The 18,694-nt window shown below is 65.5% G+C and carries 17 protein-coding genes; 6 read left to right on the forward strand and 11 right to left on the reverse strand.

Translation table 11 applies throughout. The annotated features are described in order from the left end of the window. Nucleotide 1 precedes the first annotated feature (1 nt). Genes AC127K_RS07680 through AC127K_RS07690 form a run of 3 tightly spaced genes read left to right on the forward strand, consistent with a single transcriptional unit; the run spans nucleotide 2 to nucleotide 2,725 of the window. Entirely contained in the window at nucleotides 2-700 is a 699-nt protein-coding gene (locus AC127K_RS07680; protein ID WP_294540568.1) for a response regulator transcription factor, read from the forward strand. Between the two features lie 30 nt (nucleotides 701-730). Further along, a complete protein-coding gene (locus AC127K_RS07685; protein WP_204648682.1) occupies nucleotides 731-2,029 on the forward strand; it encodes a TrkH family potassium uptake protein in 1,299 nt (432 codons plus the stop codon). 18 nt (nucleotides 2,030-2,047) lie between these two features. Further along, nucleotides 2,048-2,725: a potassium channel family protein gene (locus tag AC127K_RS07690; RefSeq protein WP_483720099.1), complete on the forward strand. Its 678-nt coding sequence runs from the start codon at nucleotides 2,048-2,050 to the stop codon at nucleotides 2,723-2,725. Between the two features lie 221 nt (nucleotides 2,726-2,946). On the opposite strand, the gene AC127K_RS07695 is transcribed toward AC127K_RS07690, so the two are convergent. The 5 genes from AC127K_RS07695 to AC127K_RS07715 form a co-directional block, all read right to left on the reverse strand. Then, the gene (locus tag AC127K_RS07695) at nucleotides 2,947-4,536 is read right to left on the reverse strand and encodes an amidohydrolase (protein WP_483720100.1); all 1,590 of its coding nucleotides are present in this window, start codon (nucleotides 4,534-4,536) and stop codon (nucleotides 2,947-2,949) included. A gap of 9 nt (nucleotides 4,537-4,545) precedes the next feature. Further along, a complete protein-coding gene (locus AC127K_RS07700) occupies nucleotides 4,546-5,733 on the reverse strand; it encodes a DEAD/DEAH box helicase (protein WP_294542257.1) in 1,188 nt (395 codons plus the stop codon). 45 nt (nucleotides 5,734-5,778) lie between these two features. Continuing rightward, nucleotides 5,779-6,726 (reverse strand): hypothetical protein, encoded by a 948-nt coding sequence (locus AC127K_RS07705; protein WP_483720101.1) that lies wholly within the window; start codon nucleotides 6,724-6,726, stop codon nucleotides 5,779-5,781. A 15-nt stretch (nucleotides 6,727-6,741) separates the two neighbouring features. Continuing rightward, entirely contained in the window at nucleotides 6,742-8,160 is a 1,419-nt protein-coding gene (locus AC127K_RS07710) for an MBOAT family O-acyltransferase (protein ID WP_483720102.1), read from the reverse strand. Nucleotides 8,161-8,299: 139 nt separating this feature from the next. After that, nucleotides 8,300-8,884: an RICIN domain-containing protein gene (locus AC127K_RS07715; protein ID WP_294542243.1), complete on the reverse strand. Its 585-nt coding sequence runs from the start codon at nucleotides 8,882-8,884 to the stop codon at nucleotides 8,300-8,302. 254 nt (nucleotides 8,885-9,138) lie between these two features. On the opposite strand from AC127K_RS07715, the gene AC127K_RS07720 reads away from it, so the two are divergent. Beyond that, nucleotides 9,139-9,546, forward strand: coding sequence for a methylglyoxal synthase (locus AC127K_RS07720; RefSeq protein WP_294542233.1), 408 nt, complete (start codon nucleotides 9,139-9,141; stop codon nucleotides 9,544-9,546). A gap of 114 nt (nucleotides 9,547-9,660) precedes the next feature. Beyond that, nucleotides 9,661-10,308 (forward strand): YitT family protein, encoded by a 648-nt coding sequence (locus AC127K_RS07725; protein ID WP_294542231.1) that lies wholly within the window; start codon nucleotides 9,661-9,663, stop codon nucleotides 10,306-10,308. A 6-nt stretch (nucleotides 10,309-10,314) separates the two neighbouring features. Here AC127K_RS07725 and AC127K_RS07730 read toward each other — a convergent pair whose 3' ends face one another. From AC127K_RS07730 to AC127K_RS07755, 6 genes are all read right to left on the reverse strand, one after another. Then, entirely contained in the window at nucleotides 10,315-10,992 is a 678-nt protein-coding gene (locus AC127K_RS07730; protein ID WP_294542228.1) for a YoaK family protein, read from the reverse strand. A gap of 158 nt (nucleotides 10,993-11,150) precedes the next feature. Further along, entirely contained in the window at nucleotides 11,151-13,130 is a 1,980-nt protein-coding gene (locus tag AC127K_RS07735; RefSeq protein WP_483720103.1) for a fructose-1,6-bisphosphatase, read from the reverse strand. A 615-nt stretch (nucleotides 13,131-13,745) separates the two neighbouring features. Beyond that, nucleotides 13,746-14,402 (reverse strand): HD domain-containing protein, encoded by a 657-nt coding sequence (locus AC127K_RS07740; RefSeq protein ID WP_294538807.1) that lies wholly within the window; start codon nucleotides 14,400-14,402, stop codon nucleotides 13,746-13,748. A gap of 77 nt (nucleotides 14,403-14,479) precedes the next feature. Beyond that, nucleotides 14,480-15,481, reverse strand: a complete 1,002-nt coding sequence (locus tag AC127K_RS07745; RefSeq protein ID WP_483720104.1) for a glycosyltransferase family 4 protein — start codon at nucleotides 15,479-15,481, stop codon at nucleotides 14,480-14,482. A gap of 20 nt (nucleotides 15,482-15,501) precedes the next feature. Then, nucleotides 15,502-16,149, reverse strand: coding sequence for a TVP38/TMEM64 family protein (locus AC127K_RS07750; protein ID WP_483720105.1), 648 nt, complete (start codon nucleotides 16,147-16,149; stop codon nucleotides 15,502-15,504). Beyond that, a complete protein-coding gene (locus tag AC127K_RS07755) occupies nucleotides 16,137-17,309 on the reverse strand; it encodes a glycosyltransferase family 4 protein (RefSeq protein WP_294538799.1) in 1,173 nt (390 codons plus the stop codon). The genes AC127K_RS07750 and AC127K_RS07755 overlap by 13 nt, the downstream gene beginning before the upstream one ends. Before the next feature lie 183 nt (nucleotides 17,310-17,492). Here AC127K_RS07755 and AC127K_RS07760 point away from each other — a divergent pair, with 183 nt between their 5' ends. Further along, nucleotides 17,493-18,596 carry a putative NPN-dependent ornithine cyclodeaminase gene (locus tag AC127K_RS07760; RefSeq protein WP_483720106.1) on the forward strand — a complete coding sequence of 368 codons (1,104 nt, stop codon included), beginning with the start codon at nucleotides 17,493-17,495 and terminating at the stop codon, nucleotides 18,594-18,596. Nucleotides 18,597-18,694: the final 98 nt, after the last annotated feature.

An 18,694-nucleotide genomic window follows, 5' to 3' on the forward strand; every position in this document is an offset into this window, starting at 1 on the left:
CGTGAGCAACAACAAATACAAGGTCCTCATCATTGACGATGAGGCCAACATCCGCAGTTTCATGGGCGCCATTCTGGAAAGCAACGGCTACCAGGTGCTCACCGCCGCCACCTGCGCCCAGGGGAAGATGATGTTCTCCTCCCACTGTCCGGACCTGGTGCTGCTGGACCTGGGCCTGCCCGACGCCGACGGCACCGACTTCATCCGCACCGTGCGGGCGGCGGGGGGCGCGGCGCCCATCCTGGTGCTCAGCGCCCGCAGCGACGAGCGGGACAAGGTCCAGGCCCTGGACCTGGGCGCCAACGACTACATCACCAAGCCCTTCGGCACCGGGGAACTGCTGGCCCGGGTGCGGGCGGCCCTGCGGGACCGCCGTCCCGGCCCTGCCGCCCCCGGGGAGTGCTTCCAGGTGCGGGGGCTGCGCATCGACTACGACGCCCGGGACGTGAGCCTGGACGGGGCGGCGGTGCGCCTGACCCAGACCGAATACAACATTGTGGCCCTGCTGGCCCAGCACGCCGGAAAGGTGATGACCTATTCCGCCATCATCCAGGGTGTGTGGGGCACGGCGGACGCCGGCAGCGTGAAAAAGCTGCAGGTGAACATGGCCAACATCCGCAAAAAGCTGGGGGCCCGCCCCGGCGAAAACCCCTACATTGCCAATGAACTGGGCGTCGGGTACCGCATGTACGGCGAATGACCCCCGCCCGCCAAGGGAGACTGTAAACACATGACCAAGATCACCAAACATCTGACCCCGCCGCGGATCATCGCCCTGGGCTTTGCCCTGGCCATCCTGCTGGGGTCGCTGCTGCTCATGCTGCCCTGCAGCGTGCGCCCCGGGGTGGACTTACAGTACATCGACGCGCTGTATACCTCCACCAGTGCTGTCTGCGTCACCGGCCTGATCGCGGTGGATGCCGGCGACACCTTCACCCCGGTGGGGCAGTTCATCCTGGGTGCGCTGATCCAGATCGGCGGCCTGGGTGTCACCGCCGTGGGCGCCGGCATCATCCTGCTGATGGGCCGGCGGGTCAACCTGCGCGGGCGCAACCTGGTGCGGGAGGCCATGAACCTGGACTCCGGCCGGGGGGTCGTGCAGTTCGTGCGCAGCATCTTTGCGACCACCCTGCTGTTTGAAGGGCTGGGCGCGCTGCTGAGCCTGATCTCCTTCGCCCGCACCCGCCCGATGCCCGAGGCTATCGGCATCAGCATCTTCCATTCGGTGGCCGCCTTCAACAACTCGGGCTTTGACATCCTGGGCGGCGGCAAGAACCTGATCCCCTACCAGCAGGACGTGCTGCTCAACCTGGTGACCTGCGCGCTGATCATCTTCGGCGGCATCGGTTTCCTGGTCATCCGGGAGATGTGGTCCGTGCGGTTCCGCTGGAAAAAGTTTTCGATGCACACCAAGGTGGTGCTGACCACCACCGCCTTCCTGCTCATCGTCGGCACGCTGCTGCTCAAAGCCACCGAGGACATCACCTGGCTGGGGGCGTTCTTCCACAGCGTGTCCGCCCGTACCGCCGGCTTTTCCACCTACCCGCTGGGGCAGTTTTCCACGGCGGGCCTGCTGGTGCTGATCGTGCTGATGTTCGTGGGCGCCTCGCCGGGGTCCACCGGCGGCGGTATCAAGACCACCACCTTCTTCACCTTGATGCAGGGCATCAAGTCCGCCGCCACCAACCGCAGCGAGAAGGCTTTCCACTACGCCATCCCCCGGGACAGCTTCCGCAAGGCGGCGGTCATCACCCTGCTGGCGCTGGGCGTGGTGGTCACCGGCACCTACCTGATGACCGTCTTTGAGCCCCAGCTGGAACTGCGGGACATCCTGTTCGAGGTGGTCAGCGCCTTCGGCACCGTGGGCCTTTCCACCGGCATCACCGGCGGGCTCAGCATCCCCAGCAAGCTGCTGAGCATCCTCATCATGTATATCGGCCGTCTGGGCCCGTTGACCATCGCCACCCTGTGGCATTTCACCCGGGGCGAACGCACCCGCTACATCGAGGGCAACATCTCGATCGGTTAAACAGAAGGAGAAAAAGCTATGTTTGGCAAATCCAAAACAGAAAAGCAGTCCTATGGCATTGTGGGTCTGGGCCGGTTCGGAACCGCCCTGGCCAAGGAACTGGCCAAAGCGGGGGCGGACCTGCTGGTCCTGGACCACGACGAGGAGAAGGTCCGGGAACTGCGGGAATTCACCGACAACGCCATCGTGGTCAAGAATCTGGACAAGAAGTCCCTGGAAGAGACCGGCATCCAGAACTGTGATGTGGCGGTGGTGTGCATCGGCGAGCATATGGAATCGTCCATTCTGACCACCCTGAACCTGGTAGACCTGGGCATTCCCAAGGTCATCTCCAAGGCCACCAGCATCGAGCACGGGGAGATCCTGCGCCGTCTGGGCGCCGAGGTGGTCTACCCCGAGCGGGACATGGCGGTGCGGCTGGCCAAGCGGCTGGAAGTTTCCCGCATGCTGGACTTCATCCAGCTCAGCGAGAAGGTGAACATCACCAAGTTCCTGGTGCCGGAGAAGTTCGTGGGCCAGACGGTGGCCCAGGTGAACCTGCGTGCCCGGTTCGGCATGAACATCATTGCCATCGTCAACGGCCCGGAGGTCATCGAGACCGTCCACCCGGACTATGTTTTCCGCGCCGAGGATGCCATGATCGTGTCCGGCAGCCAGGAAAACGTGCTGCGTCTGAGCGAATACATGGGCAACTGAGGTCCCGTTTTTCCGCGCTGAAAACCAAAAATTCCGCCCCCGGGGGTGTGCCGCAAGATGGCGGCTGCCCGGGGGCGGATTCTTTTTTGTTTTGGCAGGCGGGTGTCTGCCGGGGGGAACGGCTGGCAGCCGTTTGGTCCTTCCTTTTCGCTTCCTTTTGGTCACAAAAGGAAGGACCCTCTGGTTGCCAGTCGCTTCCCCGTCAGCCGGAGAAGGAAATATCAGGCAGTATAAACCGCCCGTCCCCCCACCACCGTAGCCAGCACCCGCAGCTGCAAAAGCTGCTTTTCCGGCACGGTGAGCAGATCCCCGTCCAGGACCACAAAGTCCGCCCGATATCCCGGCAGCAGCAGGCCTTTTTCGGCTTCCGCAAACTCGTTGTACGCCCCGCCCCGGGTGTAGCAGTACAGGGCCTGGGCCCGGGTCACACATTCTTCCGGCTGCCAGGGCGCGCCCCCGGCCAGGGGCCGGCGGGTCACGGCGCAGTAGAAGTTGCGCAGGGGGTCCAGGTCCTCCACCGGGGCGTCGGTGCCGTAGCTCACCGGCACCCCCAGCCGCACCGCCGTGCCGAAAGCATAGCTGGTGGCGGCCAGTTCCGCCCCGCACCGGGCGGTGACGATGGTGTGGTCGTAGTCCAGGAACACCGGCTGCACCAGCGCCCCGGCCTGCAGCGCCGCAAACCGGTCCCACTGGTCCCGGGTGGTGATCTGGCAATGCACCACCCCGTGGCGGTGAGGGTTTTCGCCATGGGGGCAGAGGGCTTCGATAACGTTCAGCATCTCGTCCACGGCGGCGTCCCCGATGGCATGGGCCACCACCTGTTTGCCCGCGGCGTCGGCCATGCGGGCCATGGTCAGGGCGGCGTCATAGCCAAGGCAGCACAGCCCCCGCTGCCCCGGCTCATCGGCGTAGTCCCGGCGCATCCAGGCGGTGCGGGCGCCCAGGGACCCGTCCAGGAACAGCTTCAGGGGCCCGACCTTCCACATCCGGCCGTCCTGGATGTGGGCATCCAGAAAGGCCCGGTAGTCCTCCGGGGTGTCCAGGGCGCACTGAAGCACCAGCCGCAGGGGCAGCAGTCCGGCCTCGTCCAGCTCCCGCAGGGCCTGCACCACCAGCGGCCAGTCCCGGCTGCGGATGTCGCAGGTCTGCACGGTGGTCAGCCCCTTGGACACCGCCCGGGCACAGGCGGCCACAAATTCGGCCTTGATGTCCTCCACGCTCTCGGCGGGCAGGATCTTGCGTACCAGGGCCACGGCGTTGTCCCGCAGCAGCCCGTTGGGCTGCCCGTCCGGGCCCAGGTCGATGCCCCCGCCTTCCGGGACCGGGGTGGCGGCGGTGATGCCCGCAGCTTTCAGGGCGGCGGTGTTGCACACCATGATGTGCCCGCACACCCGGTCCAGCAGCAGGGGATGGTCCGGCACCAGCGTGTCCAGGTCCGCCCGGGTGGGCAGCACCGGGGCGCCCGCAAACTTGTCCTGGTTCCAGCCGTTGCCGTAGATGGCCCGTCCGGCGGGAATGTTCCGGCGGCGGATGAAGTCGGCACAGCGGCGGGCGATGTCGGCGGGAGAATCGGCCCCGAACAGGTCGATGGCCCCCAGCCCCCGGCCCACATCCAACAGATGCAGGTGGCTGTCGTTGAAGCCGGGGAACACCCAGCCCCCCGCCAGGTCCACGGCGGGGATGCCGTCGGCCTCTTTCCGCAGTTCTTCCCCGCCGGTGTGGAAAACCCGGCCGTCCCGCACCCACAGGGCGGTGCAGGTGCGGCCGTCGCCGCAATACACGCGGCCGTTATGATACAGTGTCTCTTGCATGGGATTCACTCAGAAATAGCACTTGATCTGGAAGCGGTCGGTGGGGGTGTTCTCCTCCACGATGAGCTTCTCATGGTTGAAGTCGAAGTGCACCGGGCGGCAGTCGTCGGTGTTGCGGGTCAGGCGCAGCAGGGTGTCCACCCGCTTGGTCTCCTCCTTGGTGTAGAAGAGATAGCTGGCGCCCTCCCGGCGGGCACGGCCGGTGCGGCCGATGCGGTGGGTGTAGTGCTCGTTTTCCTCGGGCACGTCGTAGTTGATGACCGCGTCCACGTCGGACACGTCGATGCCCCGGGCGGCCACGTCGGTGGCCACCAGCACGGCGATCTCCCCGGCCTTGAACCGCTGCATGATCCGGTTGCGCTCCGCCTGGGACAGGTCCCCGTGGAGACAATCCACGTTGAAGTTCAGTCGGGCCAGCTGGTTGGCCAGCATGCCGGTGTTGTACTTGGTGTTGCAGAAGACCATCACCCGCTTGTACCCTTCGGAGATGATGATCTGGGCCAGGTCGGCCAGCTTGTCCCGGCCGGTGGTCAGCAGCTTGTACTGGTCGATCTTGGGGCTGGAATCCTCCACCGGCTGCACGCTGACCTCGGCGGCGTTCTTCTGGTACAGCCAGCCGATGTCCAGCACCTCCCGGCTGATGGTGGCCGAGAACATGGACAGGCTCCTGCGGTGCTTCATCAGGTCGATGATGTGGCGCACGTCCTTGTAAAAGCCCATGTTCAGCATCTCGTCGGCCTCGTCCAGCACGATGGTCTCCACCCCGGACAGGTCGATGGCATGGTGGCGGTAATGGTCCATCAGCCGCCCCGGGGTGGCCACCACCACCTGGCAGCCTGCCTTCAGCTGGCGCTGCTGCTTGTCCATGCCGGCGCCGCCGTAGACGCAGACGATCTTGACCTGGGGCAGAAACTGGGCCAGGTTGCGCAGGTCCTGGGCGATCTGCTGGGCCAGTTCCCGGGTGGGGCTCAGTATCACCGCCTTGGGGGCGCCGGCGGGGGCGTCCGCCACCTGTTCCAGCACCGGAATGCCGAAGGCCACCGTCTTGCCGGTGCCGGTGGGGGCCTTGGCGATCATGTCATGGCCGTCCAGCATGAGGGGAATGGCCTTCTGCTGGATCTCGGTCATCTCGGTAAAGCCCATCTCCCGGGTGGCCCGCAGGATGGGTTCACGGATCGAAAGTTCACTGAACTGCATGGGGAAACCGCCTTTCCAAAGGTCAAATAGTAGGGTACGGAAAAATCAGTCGTAGCTGAGCACCAGCCCGTCCAGCAGGCCGGTGGCGGCCTGGATGTCCCGCACCACCCCGGCGCAGAAATCCATATCGGCCACGGAATTGTCAAAATGGATGCCGTCCTCCCCGAAAAGCCCCCGGTCATACCAGGGCGTCCGGGTGAAGTAGGCGGAATAACTGTCGTAGAGCCCCTGCGCCCGGAACGCCTCTTCCAGCGCCGCCATGGTGCTGCGGCGGTCCCCGGTGTCAGCCAGGGGGGCGCAGAGCAGGTGGAAGACCGCTCCCCGCTCCTGGCACAAAGCGGCCAGATTCCGCAGGTTGCGGGCGGCCATGGGGGTCAGCGGCCCGGTCTCCTCCTGCCGGGGAACCAGTTCCAGGGCGTTGAGGTAGAGCTTTTTCACCAGGGGAGAGGCGTCCGCCCACCGGGCAAATCTCCCGGTGAGGAAGGGCGCGCCGTAGGCGGCGGTGAGCTCCGCCCGGGTGGTCTCGTCCAGGCCGCCCAGCAGTCCGGCGGCGGCAAAGGGGGCCGCCGCGTACTGGTAGCCGTAGCCGGCGTCAAATCCGGCGGAAAAGCTCTCCGGCGTGACGATGAGATACACGTCGGTGGCCCCGGGGTGGGCGTCCAGAAAGGCTTTGGCCAGCAGATACTGTCCGGCCAGGGTCACCGCCCGGTTACTGCCGTCGATGCGGTAGGCGGTGTTGCACAGGCTGAAGGGGTCAAAGACCTGCCAGCAGACGCTGTCCCCCAGAATCAGGGCGGCGGCGCCATCGTCGGCCTGCACGTTGGCGATGTGGCCGCCGATCTCCTCACTGGCCGAGGCGGAGTACCCGGTGGAATCGGTGAGCTTGGCAAAAATTTCCGAGAAGGGGGCAAAGGCCGAAAGCCCCAGCACCCCGCAGAACAACACCAGGGCGGCCAGCACAAAGGCCGCCAGACGAAGAAGAAATGCTTTCATGGCTGCGGCCCTCCCTTAAAACTGCGCATAATAGAAGGAAGCCGCGTCCGTGCCCACCAGGCGGCAGGCAAAGACCAGCACGGTCACGGCCAGCACCAGCAGCACCGGCACCCGCACCGCCCCGGGCAGGGCGGCGAAGCGGTCGTACAGGCTGGAACCGGCGTTCTCCGCCCGCTCGGCCGCCAGGTCCAGGCAGAAAGCCAGGACCATGGCCAGCAGCACAAAGGCCAGCTCGGTGCCCGACACCCCCAGGTCCAGCGCCCCCAGCCCGGGGGCACCGCTGAGGATGCGGCCCACCATGCCGAAGCCCTGGGAAAGGCTGGGCGCCCCGAAGAAGAGGAAGGCCCCGTTGGCGCAGAGGGTGATGAACAGCCGGCGCGCCCACACCCCAGCGGCGCCGCCTTTGCCGGCAAACCGGCGGCGCAGCGGCCTGGTCAGGGCGCCGATGCTCTGCAGCACCCCGTGGAGCAGCCCCCAGAACAGGTACTGCCAGGTGCTGCCGTGCCACAGGCCGCTGACCGTGAAGGTGATGAGCAGGTTGAGCACCCGGCGGGGCGTGCCCCGGCGGCTGCCGCCCAGAGGAATGTAGATGTAATCCCGCAGCCAGCCGGACAACGAGATGTGCCACCGCTGCCAGAACTCGCCCAGGCTCTGGGCAAAGTAGGGGCGGCGGAAGTTGGGGGCCAGCTCGATGCCCAGCACCCGGGCGGCGCCCAGGGCCAGGTGGCTGTACCCCGCAAAGTCAAAGTAGAGGGAAAAGCCGAAGAAAAGCCCGCCCGCCAGCACCACCGGGGCGCTGCACTGGGTCCACTGGGCATAGACGGCGTTGACCCAGGCGGAGAGCAGGTTGGCCAGCACCAGCTTTTCGGCCCAGCCGCCCAGCATGGTGATGAGGCCCCGGCGCACCTGGGCCGGCTCACACCGGCGCTGTCCGGTGCGCAGGGCGTCCAGCTGGGGGAAGAATTCCTCCGCCCGACCGATGGGGCCGCTGAGCACCCGGGGGAAAAAGCTCATGTACACGGCATAGCGGAGCAGGTTTTTCTGTACCGGGCATCTGCCGGTGTACACGTCTGCCAGATAGGAGGCGGCCTGCAGGGCGTAGAAGGCCAGCCCGGTCAGGGTGACCAGGGTCGCCCCGGGGGCAAGCAGGGGCAGAGCCTTGCGGGCAAAGAGGAACCCGGCGCTGACCGCCAGCCCCAGCACCAGGAAGGCCCGTCGTCCGGCGGGGGTGCCGGCGGCGGCCGTGCCCCGGCCGCAGGCCCAGGTGAGCAGGGTCACGGCGGCCAGCACCCCCAGGGATACCCCGCCCCAGCTGGCCATATACAGCACCCCGGCTGCCAGCAGCACGGCCTCCCGGGCTTTGGGCGGCACCAGCCAGAACACCAGCACCGCCGCCGCAAAAAACAGGGGAAATACAAGGGAATAGTAGGTCATACCCAAACCTTTCGGTCACAAACACAAAGGAACCGCGCCCCGGACCCGGCCGGGGGCGGACAGTCTACCCCTCATTATACCAGCAAACCCCGCCCGCGGCAAGCCGCGGACGGGGCGAAAAGGTCTGGTTCAGCGTGGTTTATCTGGCGGCACGGCGGGCGCCCTTGCCGGAGGTCTTCTTGGCCTTGGCGCCCTTGCCGGTCTGGGTGCGGGTGGATTTGGGGGCGGCGGTGCGCACCGGGGCCGGGGGCGGGTCTTTCAGCTGTTTGTCCGGCACGGGGGTGAGCTTCCACAGCTGGTTTTCCCCGTACACGTCCTGCCAGATCTGGGCCTGGGTGCCGTTGTCCACCCGCATGCCCACCAGGTCGATGACCTTGTCGGCCAGCACGTTGCGGATCTTCACCCGGCCGCCCTCGGCGGGCACCAGTTCCCAGCGCTGCCCCGCGCCGGACGTCTTGCTCCACTGGTGTACCCAGGTGCCGTTGACCACACCGCTCATGGCCAGGTCCATGACCTTGCCGGTAAAGCGGTTGCGGATGCGATACTGGCCTTCCGCGGCCTCCTCAAAGGTCCACTGCTGCCAGGGTTGTCCCTCATAACTCCACAGCCGCACCGATGCGCCGTTCTCGGTGTTGAAATCGGCCACCTCCAGCACGCGGCCGTTGGCGGCGGCGATGGTGTAATAGGCTCCTTCACGGATCACGGTCTGCGCGGAACGTTTCATCAGGAATTCTCCCCTTTCGGGCGCAGAAAGCGCCCCTCAAGATTGGTTTTACTTATTATAGCACGGCGGCGCCGCGCGGTTTGGCCAAAATTTTACGCCTGGCCTTGTGAAAATTGCTCGGTTACAGGTGGAATTTTCGTGCAAAAATAGCCCGAAATCCGTCCGGCGCTTGCATTTTTTCTCTTTCTACCGTATCATAGATTCAATCACCGCTCCCCGCGGTTCCATTTTTGTATAAAGGAGAAGATTCCCCCATGCGGATCGCTCTGATCGCCCATGATTCCCGCAAGGAACTGATGACCCAGTTCTGTACGGCTTATATCCGCGTTCTGTCCCAGAACGAGCTGGTGGCCACCGGCGTGACCGGCAAGGTGGTGCACGACGCCACCGGCCTGCCCGTGCGCTGCCTGTACCCCGGCGGCCGGGGCGGCGCGGAACAGATCAGCTCGATGATCGCCTGCGGTGAGGTGGATATGCTCCTGTTTTTCCGGGACCCGGTGAGCGCGCGCCCGGACGAACCCAACGCCGTGAACCTGCTGCGGCTGTGCGATATGCACACCATCCCGGTGGCCACCAACATTGCCACCGCCGAGGTGCTCATCCACGGCCTGGAGCGGGGCGACCTTGCCTGGATCGACCTGCAGCGGGACCGGCACTGCTGATAAAACCGAAAAAACGTCCCCATGCCTTTCTCAAAAAGCACGGGGACGTTCTTTTTTGACCGCTTGACCCTGGAACAGTTCCATGGTTTATCCTACAGGTGAGAGGTGAGTATCTTGAACAAAAACAACCAATGGCTGCGGCAGGCGGCGGACCGCCTGCGCCGGCAGTTCACGCCCCGGCGTCTGGCGCTCCTGGTCCTGGGGGCCGGCATCGCCACCTTCGGGCTGCACAACATCCACCAGCGCACCGGCATCACCGAGGGCGGGGTGCTGGGCATGCTGCTTTTCGTCAACCACTGGACCGGCCTGCCTGCCTCCCTGGTGTCGCCGGTGCTGGACCTGGCCTGCTACGCGGCGGCGCTGAAGGTACTGGGGGCGGGGTTCCTGTGCACCGCCCTGGTGTCCAGCGCGGCCATGGCCGCCTGGTTCAAGGTGTGGGAATCCCTGCCCTACCTGCTGCCGGATTTGTCCGCCCAGCCTCTGGCGGCGGCCATCCTGGGCGGCCTGTTCATCGGGGTGGGGGTGGGCCTCATCATCCGGCAGGGCGGTTCCAGCGGCGGGGACGACGCCCTGGCCCTGGTCATCCACAAGCTGTCCGGCTGGGGTCTGGCCCGGTGTTATCTGCTCACCGACCTGACCGTGCTGGCCCTTTCGCTGAGTTACATCCCGGCCTGGCGCATCGCCTTTTCCCTCATCACCGTCACCCTGTCCTCCTTCCTCATCGAGAAGGTCCAGAATTTCGGCCGCGAGGTCCCGGCCTGAGGCCCCTCAGGCCTCTTCCTCCCGGGAGAACATGAGGAAAAAGCTCACGGCCAGCAGGGCGCAGCTGCACCAGATGACCCGCACCCCCACCGTCTGGGAGAGCAGCGAGCCGAACACGGCCCCCACCGCAAAGACGGTGATGATGGTCAGGTACTGCAGGGCCTTGCGCAGGGCGGCGGCATCGCCGTTGTGGCGCCAGTCGAACAGGCACTGTACCCCGCTGCGCAGGTTGCCGATGCACATGGTGCTGGCGTAGGCGTTGCCCCGCACCTTGCGGAAGGCCTGCACCTGCATGGCGCACACAAAGCTGACCAGCACGTTGGCCGCAATGTCCAGGGTGTTGGGCAGGAAGCCTACCGCAAACAGCAGCAGGATCTCGATGCCCAGCACCAGCTGGCGCCAGTGCAGCCGGCGGCCTTCGCCGAACCGGTGGCGGACCCAGGCGGAGAAATACACCCCCGCCCCGAAAGCCACCACCGGGGTCAGGTACCGCAGGGCGGCGGCCCATTCCCCGCTGCACAGGTGCACCCCGAACAGAATCACGTTGCCGGTCTGGGCGTTGGCGAACACCTGACCCCGGCCCATGTAGGTGTATCCGTCCTGGAAGCCGCCGGACAGGGTCAGAAAGACCATGGTGCGCAAAGCGTCGGACATCTGTCCGTGATGACGCAGTTTTTCCAGCATACCGCTGAACCTCCTTGCAAAGGGGGCGGGGCCTGCAGCCCTGCCCTGTATACTTTCCCGCCAAAAGACAAAATCATCGGGCCCGACGGTTTGACCGCCCGGGCCCGTGTTTTCTTTTGCGGCCTTATGATACCCCCGCAGGGGGCCGCTGTCAAGGTTCAGTCTCCGTGCTGCACCAGCACGCCGGCGCGGTAGGCGTCCAGCAGCCGGCTCAGGTCGGCGATGGTGGCCCGGAAAGCCCGTCCTTCGTCGGTGTCCCGCACCAGGATGCGCTCTTTGGCCACATAGATGGGTTTGCTCTTGGAGGCGATGTCCTCGTCCTCCAGGATGGCCTTGGCGGTGCTCTCAAAAGGCTGGTGGGTGCGCAGGGTCATGCCCCGGCTGTTGTACACCAGGGTGTACCCCGCAATGCCGGTGCGCCGGTGGTAGGCACGGCAGAACCCGCCGTCAATGACCACCAGGCGGCCGCCCGCCTTCACCGGGTCTTCCCCCTCCACCGCCCGCACCGGCACATGGCCGTTGAGGATGTGGCAGCCCTCCCCCGCAAGGCCGAACTCCGCCAGGATCCGCACGGCGATCTCCTCGGCGTGGGGGCCGCTGACCAGCTTGTAGTAGGGGTTCTTGATCTCGGCGTGGGTGGTCTCGTCCGCAATGTACAGCCGCTCAAAGGTGGTCATGGCGCTGCGCCCGAAGATGGGAGAGAGGGACCCGCACCACAGGTACCACAGGAAATCCTGTCCGGCCCCACGCTCAGGGCTGTCCGGCGGGGCAAAGTATCCCTGGCGGGCCCGGCGGTCGCAGTAATCGAAGAGGGCCTTGCCGCTGTACAGCCTGCCCTCGAACCGTTCAGGGGCGAAGCCGCCGTCGGGGGTCATGGGCACCGCCCCGTGGAAGAGCAGATTGCCGTTGAACACCTTGTACACCGCCCCGTGGGCGTAGAGGAACTGCACATGCCGCTGCAGCCGTTCGCTCTGGGTGAAGGCGCGGCAGAGTTCCTCCACCAGGGCCTGTTCCCGGGGGGTGAGGGCGGTGGGGGCGGCGGGGTCCACGGTGGGAAAATCCTGGTCCAGCAGGGGGTATACCCGTCCCCGGCAGCGCACGGTGCCGGCTTGGTAGTCGATCTGGTTCAGGTAGTCCCGCCCCTGCATGCCGAAATCCGGGTTGCGGGCAATGACCTGGGCTTCCAGCTTGAACATCAGCAGGGTCACGGCCTTGTGCATCCGGGCGTTGCGGGTCTGTACGTCGGGGGAGATGTGTTCCCGGTCATCGGCGTGGGGGATCCAACGGCGGTCGATGGGGCCGCCGTAAAAGTCCATGGCAAAGCGTTCCAGCGCCCGCAGGCTGATGCCGTACCCGGTCTCGATCAGGTCCAGGTTGCCGTAGGCCAGGGAGGTCTTGAGCACCGTGAAGACGCAGACGGCGCTGCCGGCCGCCGCGCCCATCCAGACCACGTCGTGGTTGCCCCACTGGATGTCCACATCGTGGTGGGCGATGAGCTGATCCATGATCAGGTCCGGTCGGGCGCCCCGGTCGAATACGTCCCCCAGAATGTGCAGGGTGTCCACGGCCAGATGCTTGATGACCTCGCAGAACCGGATGATGTAGGCGTCCGCCCGCTCGTAGCGCAGGATGCTGTCGATGATCTCGCCGTAATACAGATCCTTGTCGTGGTCCTCGAAATGGGCGTGGAGGAGCTCATCCAGGATATAGGCGCAGCTGGCGGGCAGGCATTTGCGCACATGGGCCCGGGTGTGCTTGCTGGACACCAGCCGGCAAAGCTCGATGAGCTGCAAGAGGGTGCGGCGGTACCACCCGTCCAGGTCGGTCTGCCGTGCCTTGATCTCGGGCAGTTTCTGCACCGGATAGTAGATGAGGGTGGCCAGCTCCGCCCGGTCGTGGGCGGGCACCGAGTCCCCCAGCACCAGGTCGATCTTTTCCCGGATAACGCCGGAAGCGTTGTTCAGGATGTGGAGAAAGGCTTCATGCTCCCCATGCAGATCGCTCATGAAATGCTCGGTGCCCTTGGGCAGGCGGAGCAGGGCCTCGATGCGGATGATCTCACTGGCGGCCGCCGCAATGGTGGGAAAATCCTTGGACAGAAGCTGCAGATACCGCAATTGTTCGCCGTTGTCGGCCATGGATGGGTCCTCCTTTGCACAGAATCGTATGGTGTGTTGGTTTTATTGTAGCACAATGAGGCGGGGGTGCAAAGTTTCTTTCCAGGGGCCGCCTCTGTGTAAGGGCGGAGGGGGAGTTTTTTTGCTTCTTGTTTCCTGGCAGACGGCAGCCAGCCGGGGTGTTGTCGCTTTTTGGCGTCAAAAAGCGACGGAAAAACCGCCACCGTTTCGATGCGGTGGACGCCGACCAGGGCTGCGGCCCTGGACCCGGGGAATGCGGCCACCTTACGACGGCCTACTCAGGCCCTGGGGGGCCTGAGCAAGGAATGGATTTAAAAAGTTGCAGGGGAAAAGCTTCTGCTTTGTAGCCGTTACCGGGAAATGGTTTTAAAACTTTTTCCTTGTTCACCGGCCCCCAGGCCGGTGAATAGGCCGTCGTCAGGTGGCCGCATCTCGGGGTCTGGGGCCGCAGCCCCAGCCGGCGGCCGCCGCATCGGAACGGCGGGCCCTTTTCGCTTCCTTTTCGGGCACGAAAAGGAAGGAGTCTCTGGGAAGATGCCGCTTCCCCTTTGGCCAGTCGCCCCCAAAAAACAAAACAAAAAAGGACGGGCCCTAACCCCGTCCTTGCAAAAATACTCACAGAATTCTCTGTCCGTTGATGACCAGCGCGAACTTCTGCCCCAGGGCCTCGGCGGCCTTGCGGCACAAAATCATCCGGTCGAGGAAGATCTCGAAATAATCCATCACCGCGCACATGTTGGTGTCGATGGTCAGGGTCAGGCGGAGCTCCCCGTTTTCCAGGGTGACCCGGGACTCCCGCACCGAGGAATTCACCCGGTCGTGGATGTCGTAGGTGGCGGGGTCGATGTTGCGCACCCGGTTGGCCCGCACATCCGTCTTGTCCGCCAGGATCAGGGCGGCGGCCACCGCGTTCACCGGGAAAGCCGTGCCCTCGTCGTGGTTTCCGATGGCCGTGATGATGGTGGCCGTCTCCTCCGGGGGAAAGCCCATCTTGTCCAGGATGCGGAAGGCCATCACCGCCCCGCTCTGGGCGTGGTCGATGCGGTTGACCACGTTGCCGATGTCGTGCAGCCACCCCGCAATGGCCGCCAGTTCGGCGGTGCGGGCGTCGTAGCCCAGGGTGCGCAGGATCTGGCTGGCCAGGGCCGACACCCGCCCCACATGGGCAAAGCTGTGTTCGGTGAAGCCCAGGGCCCGCAGACTCTCGTCCGCCTTGCGGATGTAGGTGTTCACTTCCTCGTTGTGCTTGACCTGTTCCAGGGTGATGGACACTTGAAAGGCCCTCCTTTGCGGGTTTGCTTCCAGCATACCACGGGGGAGGGCCTTGTAGCAAGTAAAGTTTGTGTCAATCAGGCGGGGCACAGGTCCTTGTACACTCCGCACAGGGCCTGCCCCATCCGGGGCAGGCTGCGGGCTTCGGCCACCGCCCGTCCGGCGGCGGTCACATCGGGCAGGGAACCGTCCAGGATGCCCGCGGCTTTGGCCGCAAATCCGGCGTCGTCCCCGGCCTTGTAGACGTTCACCCCGTCGGTGAGCCAGCCTTCATATACCGGAATGTCCCGCAAAAGCACCGGCACCCCGCAGGCCAGGGCCTCCAGCACCACAATGCCTTCGGTCTCCTCGTGGCTGCAGAAGCAGAAAAGGTCCGCCCCGCAGTAGGCGTCCCGCAGCTCGCCCTGACTCACAAAACCGGGAAAGTGCAGGTTGCCCGGGGCGTGTTCCATGGCATGGCGCACCGGGGCGGGCACCAGGGCGGGCTGGGTGTAGCCGAACCAGTAAAACTGTACGTCGGGCAGCGCTTCGGCCAGCCGGATGAACTCAAAAATCCCCTTGCGCTGCATGAAATGTCCCGCGCTGACCACCACCTTCTGGCTGTCAGACAGGCCGTACTTTTCCCGGAAGGCCGCGCCCCGGGCCTTGTCCGGGGCAAAGAAGGCGGTGTCCACCCCGTTGGACATGGCCCGCACCGGACAGGGCAGGCCGTAGGTCTGCAAGATCCCCCTGGCGTAGGGGGTGGGGGTGAGGACGATGTCTCCCAGCCCGTAGCACAGGCAGAGCCACCGTTTGAACAGCGGCGCCAGCAGGTTGGACCCCACAAAGGAATCCCGGAAATCCTGCATGGTGGAGTGGCCGTAGTAGACCACCTTCTCCCCCCGGGCCCGGGCCCGCAGGGCGGCCAGGGGGGCGTCCGGCAGCACGGTGTTGATGTGCACCGCGTCGGCATGGCCCTGCCAGCTTTCGGTCACTTCCACCCCGGCGCTTTGCAGCATGGCCCGCTGGTGGGCCACCGCCTGACCCACCCCGCTGCGGCGGACCGTTTCCAGGGAACCGGTATACAGATGTACGCGCATAGGTAGGAACCCTCCTTACATTATGCCCAGAGCCCCAGCACGCGCTGGAACACCAGGGTCAAGCCCAGGCTGTAGGCCGCGATGGCCGCGGGCTTGCCCAGAAAGATGATGGCCGCAAACACCCGGAACCGCATGGTGGTGGTCCCGGCCAGGAAGCAGAGATAATCGTCCGGGGCCACCGGGATGAAGATGAGGAAGGCCAGCCACCGGGCAAAGCGGCCGCCCTCGGTGGTCCAGCGGTCGTATTTGTCGATGAGGGCCTGGGGGAACATCCGGTAGAGCAGGGGCCGGCCGCAGCTGCGGGCGATGGCAAAGGCCGCCAGCGACCCGGCACAGATGCCGATATAATTGTACAGGAACCCCTGCCAGGGCCCGAAGAGCACCACCCCGGCCAGACAGCCCAGCCCGCCGGGTAAAATCGGCACCACCACCTGGATGGCCTGGAAGGCCACGAAGAGCACCGCCGCCCAGGGGCCGAAGGGGTCCAGGAAACTTTGCAGGGCTTCCCGGGAGGTGAGCAGCCCGTTGCGCCACATCCACACCCCCGCCACCAGACAGAAGGCAAGCCCCAGCAGGGAGATCAGCTGAAAGGGGTTGCGCAGGGTCTCCACCAGCCAGTCCCGGCAGCCTTTCAAAAACAAAAAAGGATCTTTTCTCACGCGGTCCATACAGCGCTCCTTTCCAGAGCCGGGGCGGCGCGGTGGAGCAGGATCTGCTCCCGGTACAGCGCCGACGCCCGACGGGCAAAATTTTCTTCAGAAAAAGCCAGGGCCGAAACCCGGGCCCGACGGTGCATGGCATCCAGTTCGTCCGGGTCCGCCAGCAGCGCCCGCACCCGGGCGGCCATCCCGGCGGCGTCCGCACAGCCGTAGCCGTTGCCGCCGTTTGTCAGCACCCCTTTCAGGCAGGGGTCCGCCCGACAGATCACCGGCAGCCCTGCCGCCAGCGCTTCCAGATAGGTCAGCCCCTGGGTCTCGCTGGTGGAGGCGCTGAGGAAAAGGTCCGCCGCCGCGTACCACACCGGCACCTCCTTGGGGTCCACCATTCCGCCGAACACCACATCCAGCCCCCGGCGCGCCGCCTCCTCCCGGAAGCGGGGCCCGTCGGGGCCGTCCCCGGCCACCAGCAAAGTGGCCTGGGGCACCGCCGCCGCCACCTCCAGCAGGTCGTCCAGGTTTTTCTCCCGGGCCAGACGGCCGAGATAAAGCAGCACCGGCCGGTTCTGGGGGATGCCCAGTCTGTCCCGCAGCCACAGCCCTTCCCGCCGGTCCACCTGGAACCGGTCCAGGTCGATGCCGGTGGGCAGGGTGTACACCGGACAGGGCACGTCGTAGCCCAGCAGCAGGTTCCGCACCTTGTCGGTGGGGGCCAGCAGGGCGTCGCACCGGGCGGCGATGCTCCGGGTGAAGCCCCGCACCAGGGCCTTGCCCCACCGGCGGCTGGGGGAGAAGTAATGGGTGTAATCCTCGTATACCGTATGGTAGGTGTGCACCAGCGGCGCTCCGCAGGCCCGGGCAATCCGCCGTGCGGGGGCAAAGGTGCTGAACTCGCACTGGGAGTGGACCACGTCCGGCCCCCAGGCGATGAGCTCCCGGATCAGGGCGTCCCCTTCGGGGGCACGCAGGCGGGCGCCGGGATAGATCATCCCCGCATCCACCGACCCCAGGGCATAGACGCCCTCCCGCACATGGCTGTGCAGATCGCCGGACAGGGTCAGCACCCGCACTTCATGGCCCTGGCGGGTGAGCTGGCGGCGCAAAGCCAGCAGAGAGGTGACGACCCCGTTGACGGCGGGGATGTACCAGTCGGACGTAAGCAGGATCTTCATATCAATCACCCTCCTCGGAGGTTGGAAATTTTTGTCTCTTGCCCACAAAAACGCGGCTGGCATCCCCGATTTGGCAGTGTTCTGTGATTTTTACAACTTTGTAACAAAAGGTCCATTTCCCGTATCGACAAGCCCTGTCCGGCGTGATACAGTAAAGAAAACCAACCGAGGGGAGAATGGCCTATGAATCGTTCCTTTTCCATGCCGGTGTACCGGGCGCCGGACTTTTCCGTTCCCGCCCTGGCCCAGGCCCCTGACGCCCGCTGGCAGCCCGCCGAGGCCGACGGGGTGGCGCCGGCGGGGTTCCACAGCACCTCCATGTACCCGGAATACTTCAAAATCGGCGGCCGCTGGACCCTGGCCCCCGAAAGCCGGATGGATTCCAGCGTGGTGCTGCGCCCGGACGGCAGTCTGGCGGTGGTGGAGAACCGCAACCTGCGCCAGGGGGACCTGGTGGCCCTGGGCCGCACCGAAAACGGGGAGGAGGGCATCTACCTGCACACCATCGGCTTCACCGGCGGCGGAGCGGGGGAGGGGGACCGGTTCGCCTTCCGCCAGGGCCGCAGCCGGGAGACCGCCTACGCCCGGGACTATGACCGGCTCATGGCGCTGCTGCGGTATGAGCGGGAGCACGGCAACATCGTCTGGGTCATGGGTCCGGCTTTCTCCTTTGACGCCGACGCCCGGGCAGCCATGCAGGCCATGATCGAGCAGGGCTACGCCCACGGCCTGCTGGCGGGCAACGCCCTGGCCACCCACGACCTGGAAGGGGCCGCCTTCCACACCGCCCTGGGCCAGGACATCTACACCCAGGAATGCCGCCCCGGCGGGCATTACAACCACCTGGACGTGATCAACGAGGTGCGCCGCTGCGGGTCCATCCCCGCCTTTATCCGGGAGCACCGCATCGACAACGGCATCATGTATGCCTGCGTGAAGCAGCAGGTGCCCTTCGTGCTCACCGGCTCCATCCGGGACGACGGTCCCCTGCCGGAGGTGGTGGGGGACGCCTACGCCGGCCAGAGCGCCATGCGGGGGCTCATCCGCAAGGCCACCACCGTCATCTGTCTGGCCACCATGCTGCACACCATCGCGGCGGGGAACATGACCCCCTCCTACCGGGTGCTGGCCGACGGCACCGTCCGCCCGGTGTTCCTGTACACGGTGGACGCCGACGAGTTCGTGGTCAACAAGCTGCTGGACCGGGGAAGCCTGTCCGCCACCACCATCGTGACCAATGTGCAGGACTTCATCACCATCGTGGCCCGGGGCCTGGGGGTGCTCTGAGAAAAACCGGCGCAATGCCTGAAAAAAATTCACATTCCCATAAGATTGTGGCACACATTTCCGCTGTTCTGTGCTATAATTGGGAGGAACAGCCTTCT

Source organism: Subdoligranulum sp. DSM 23681 (assembly GCF_057005535.1).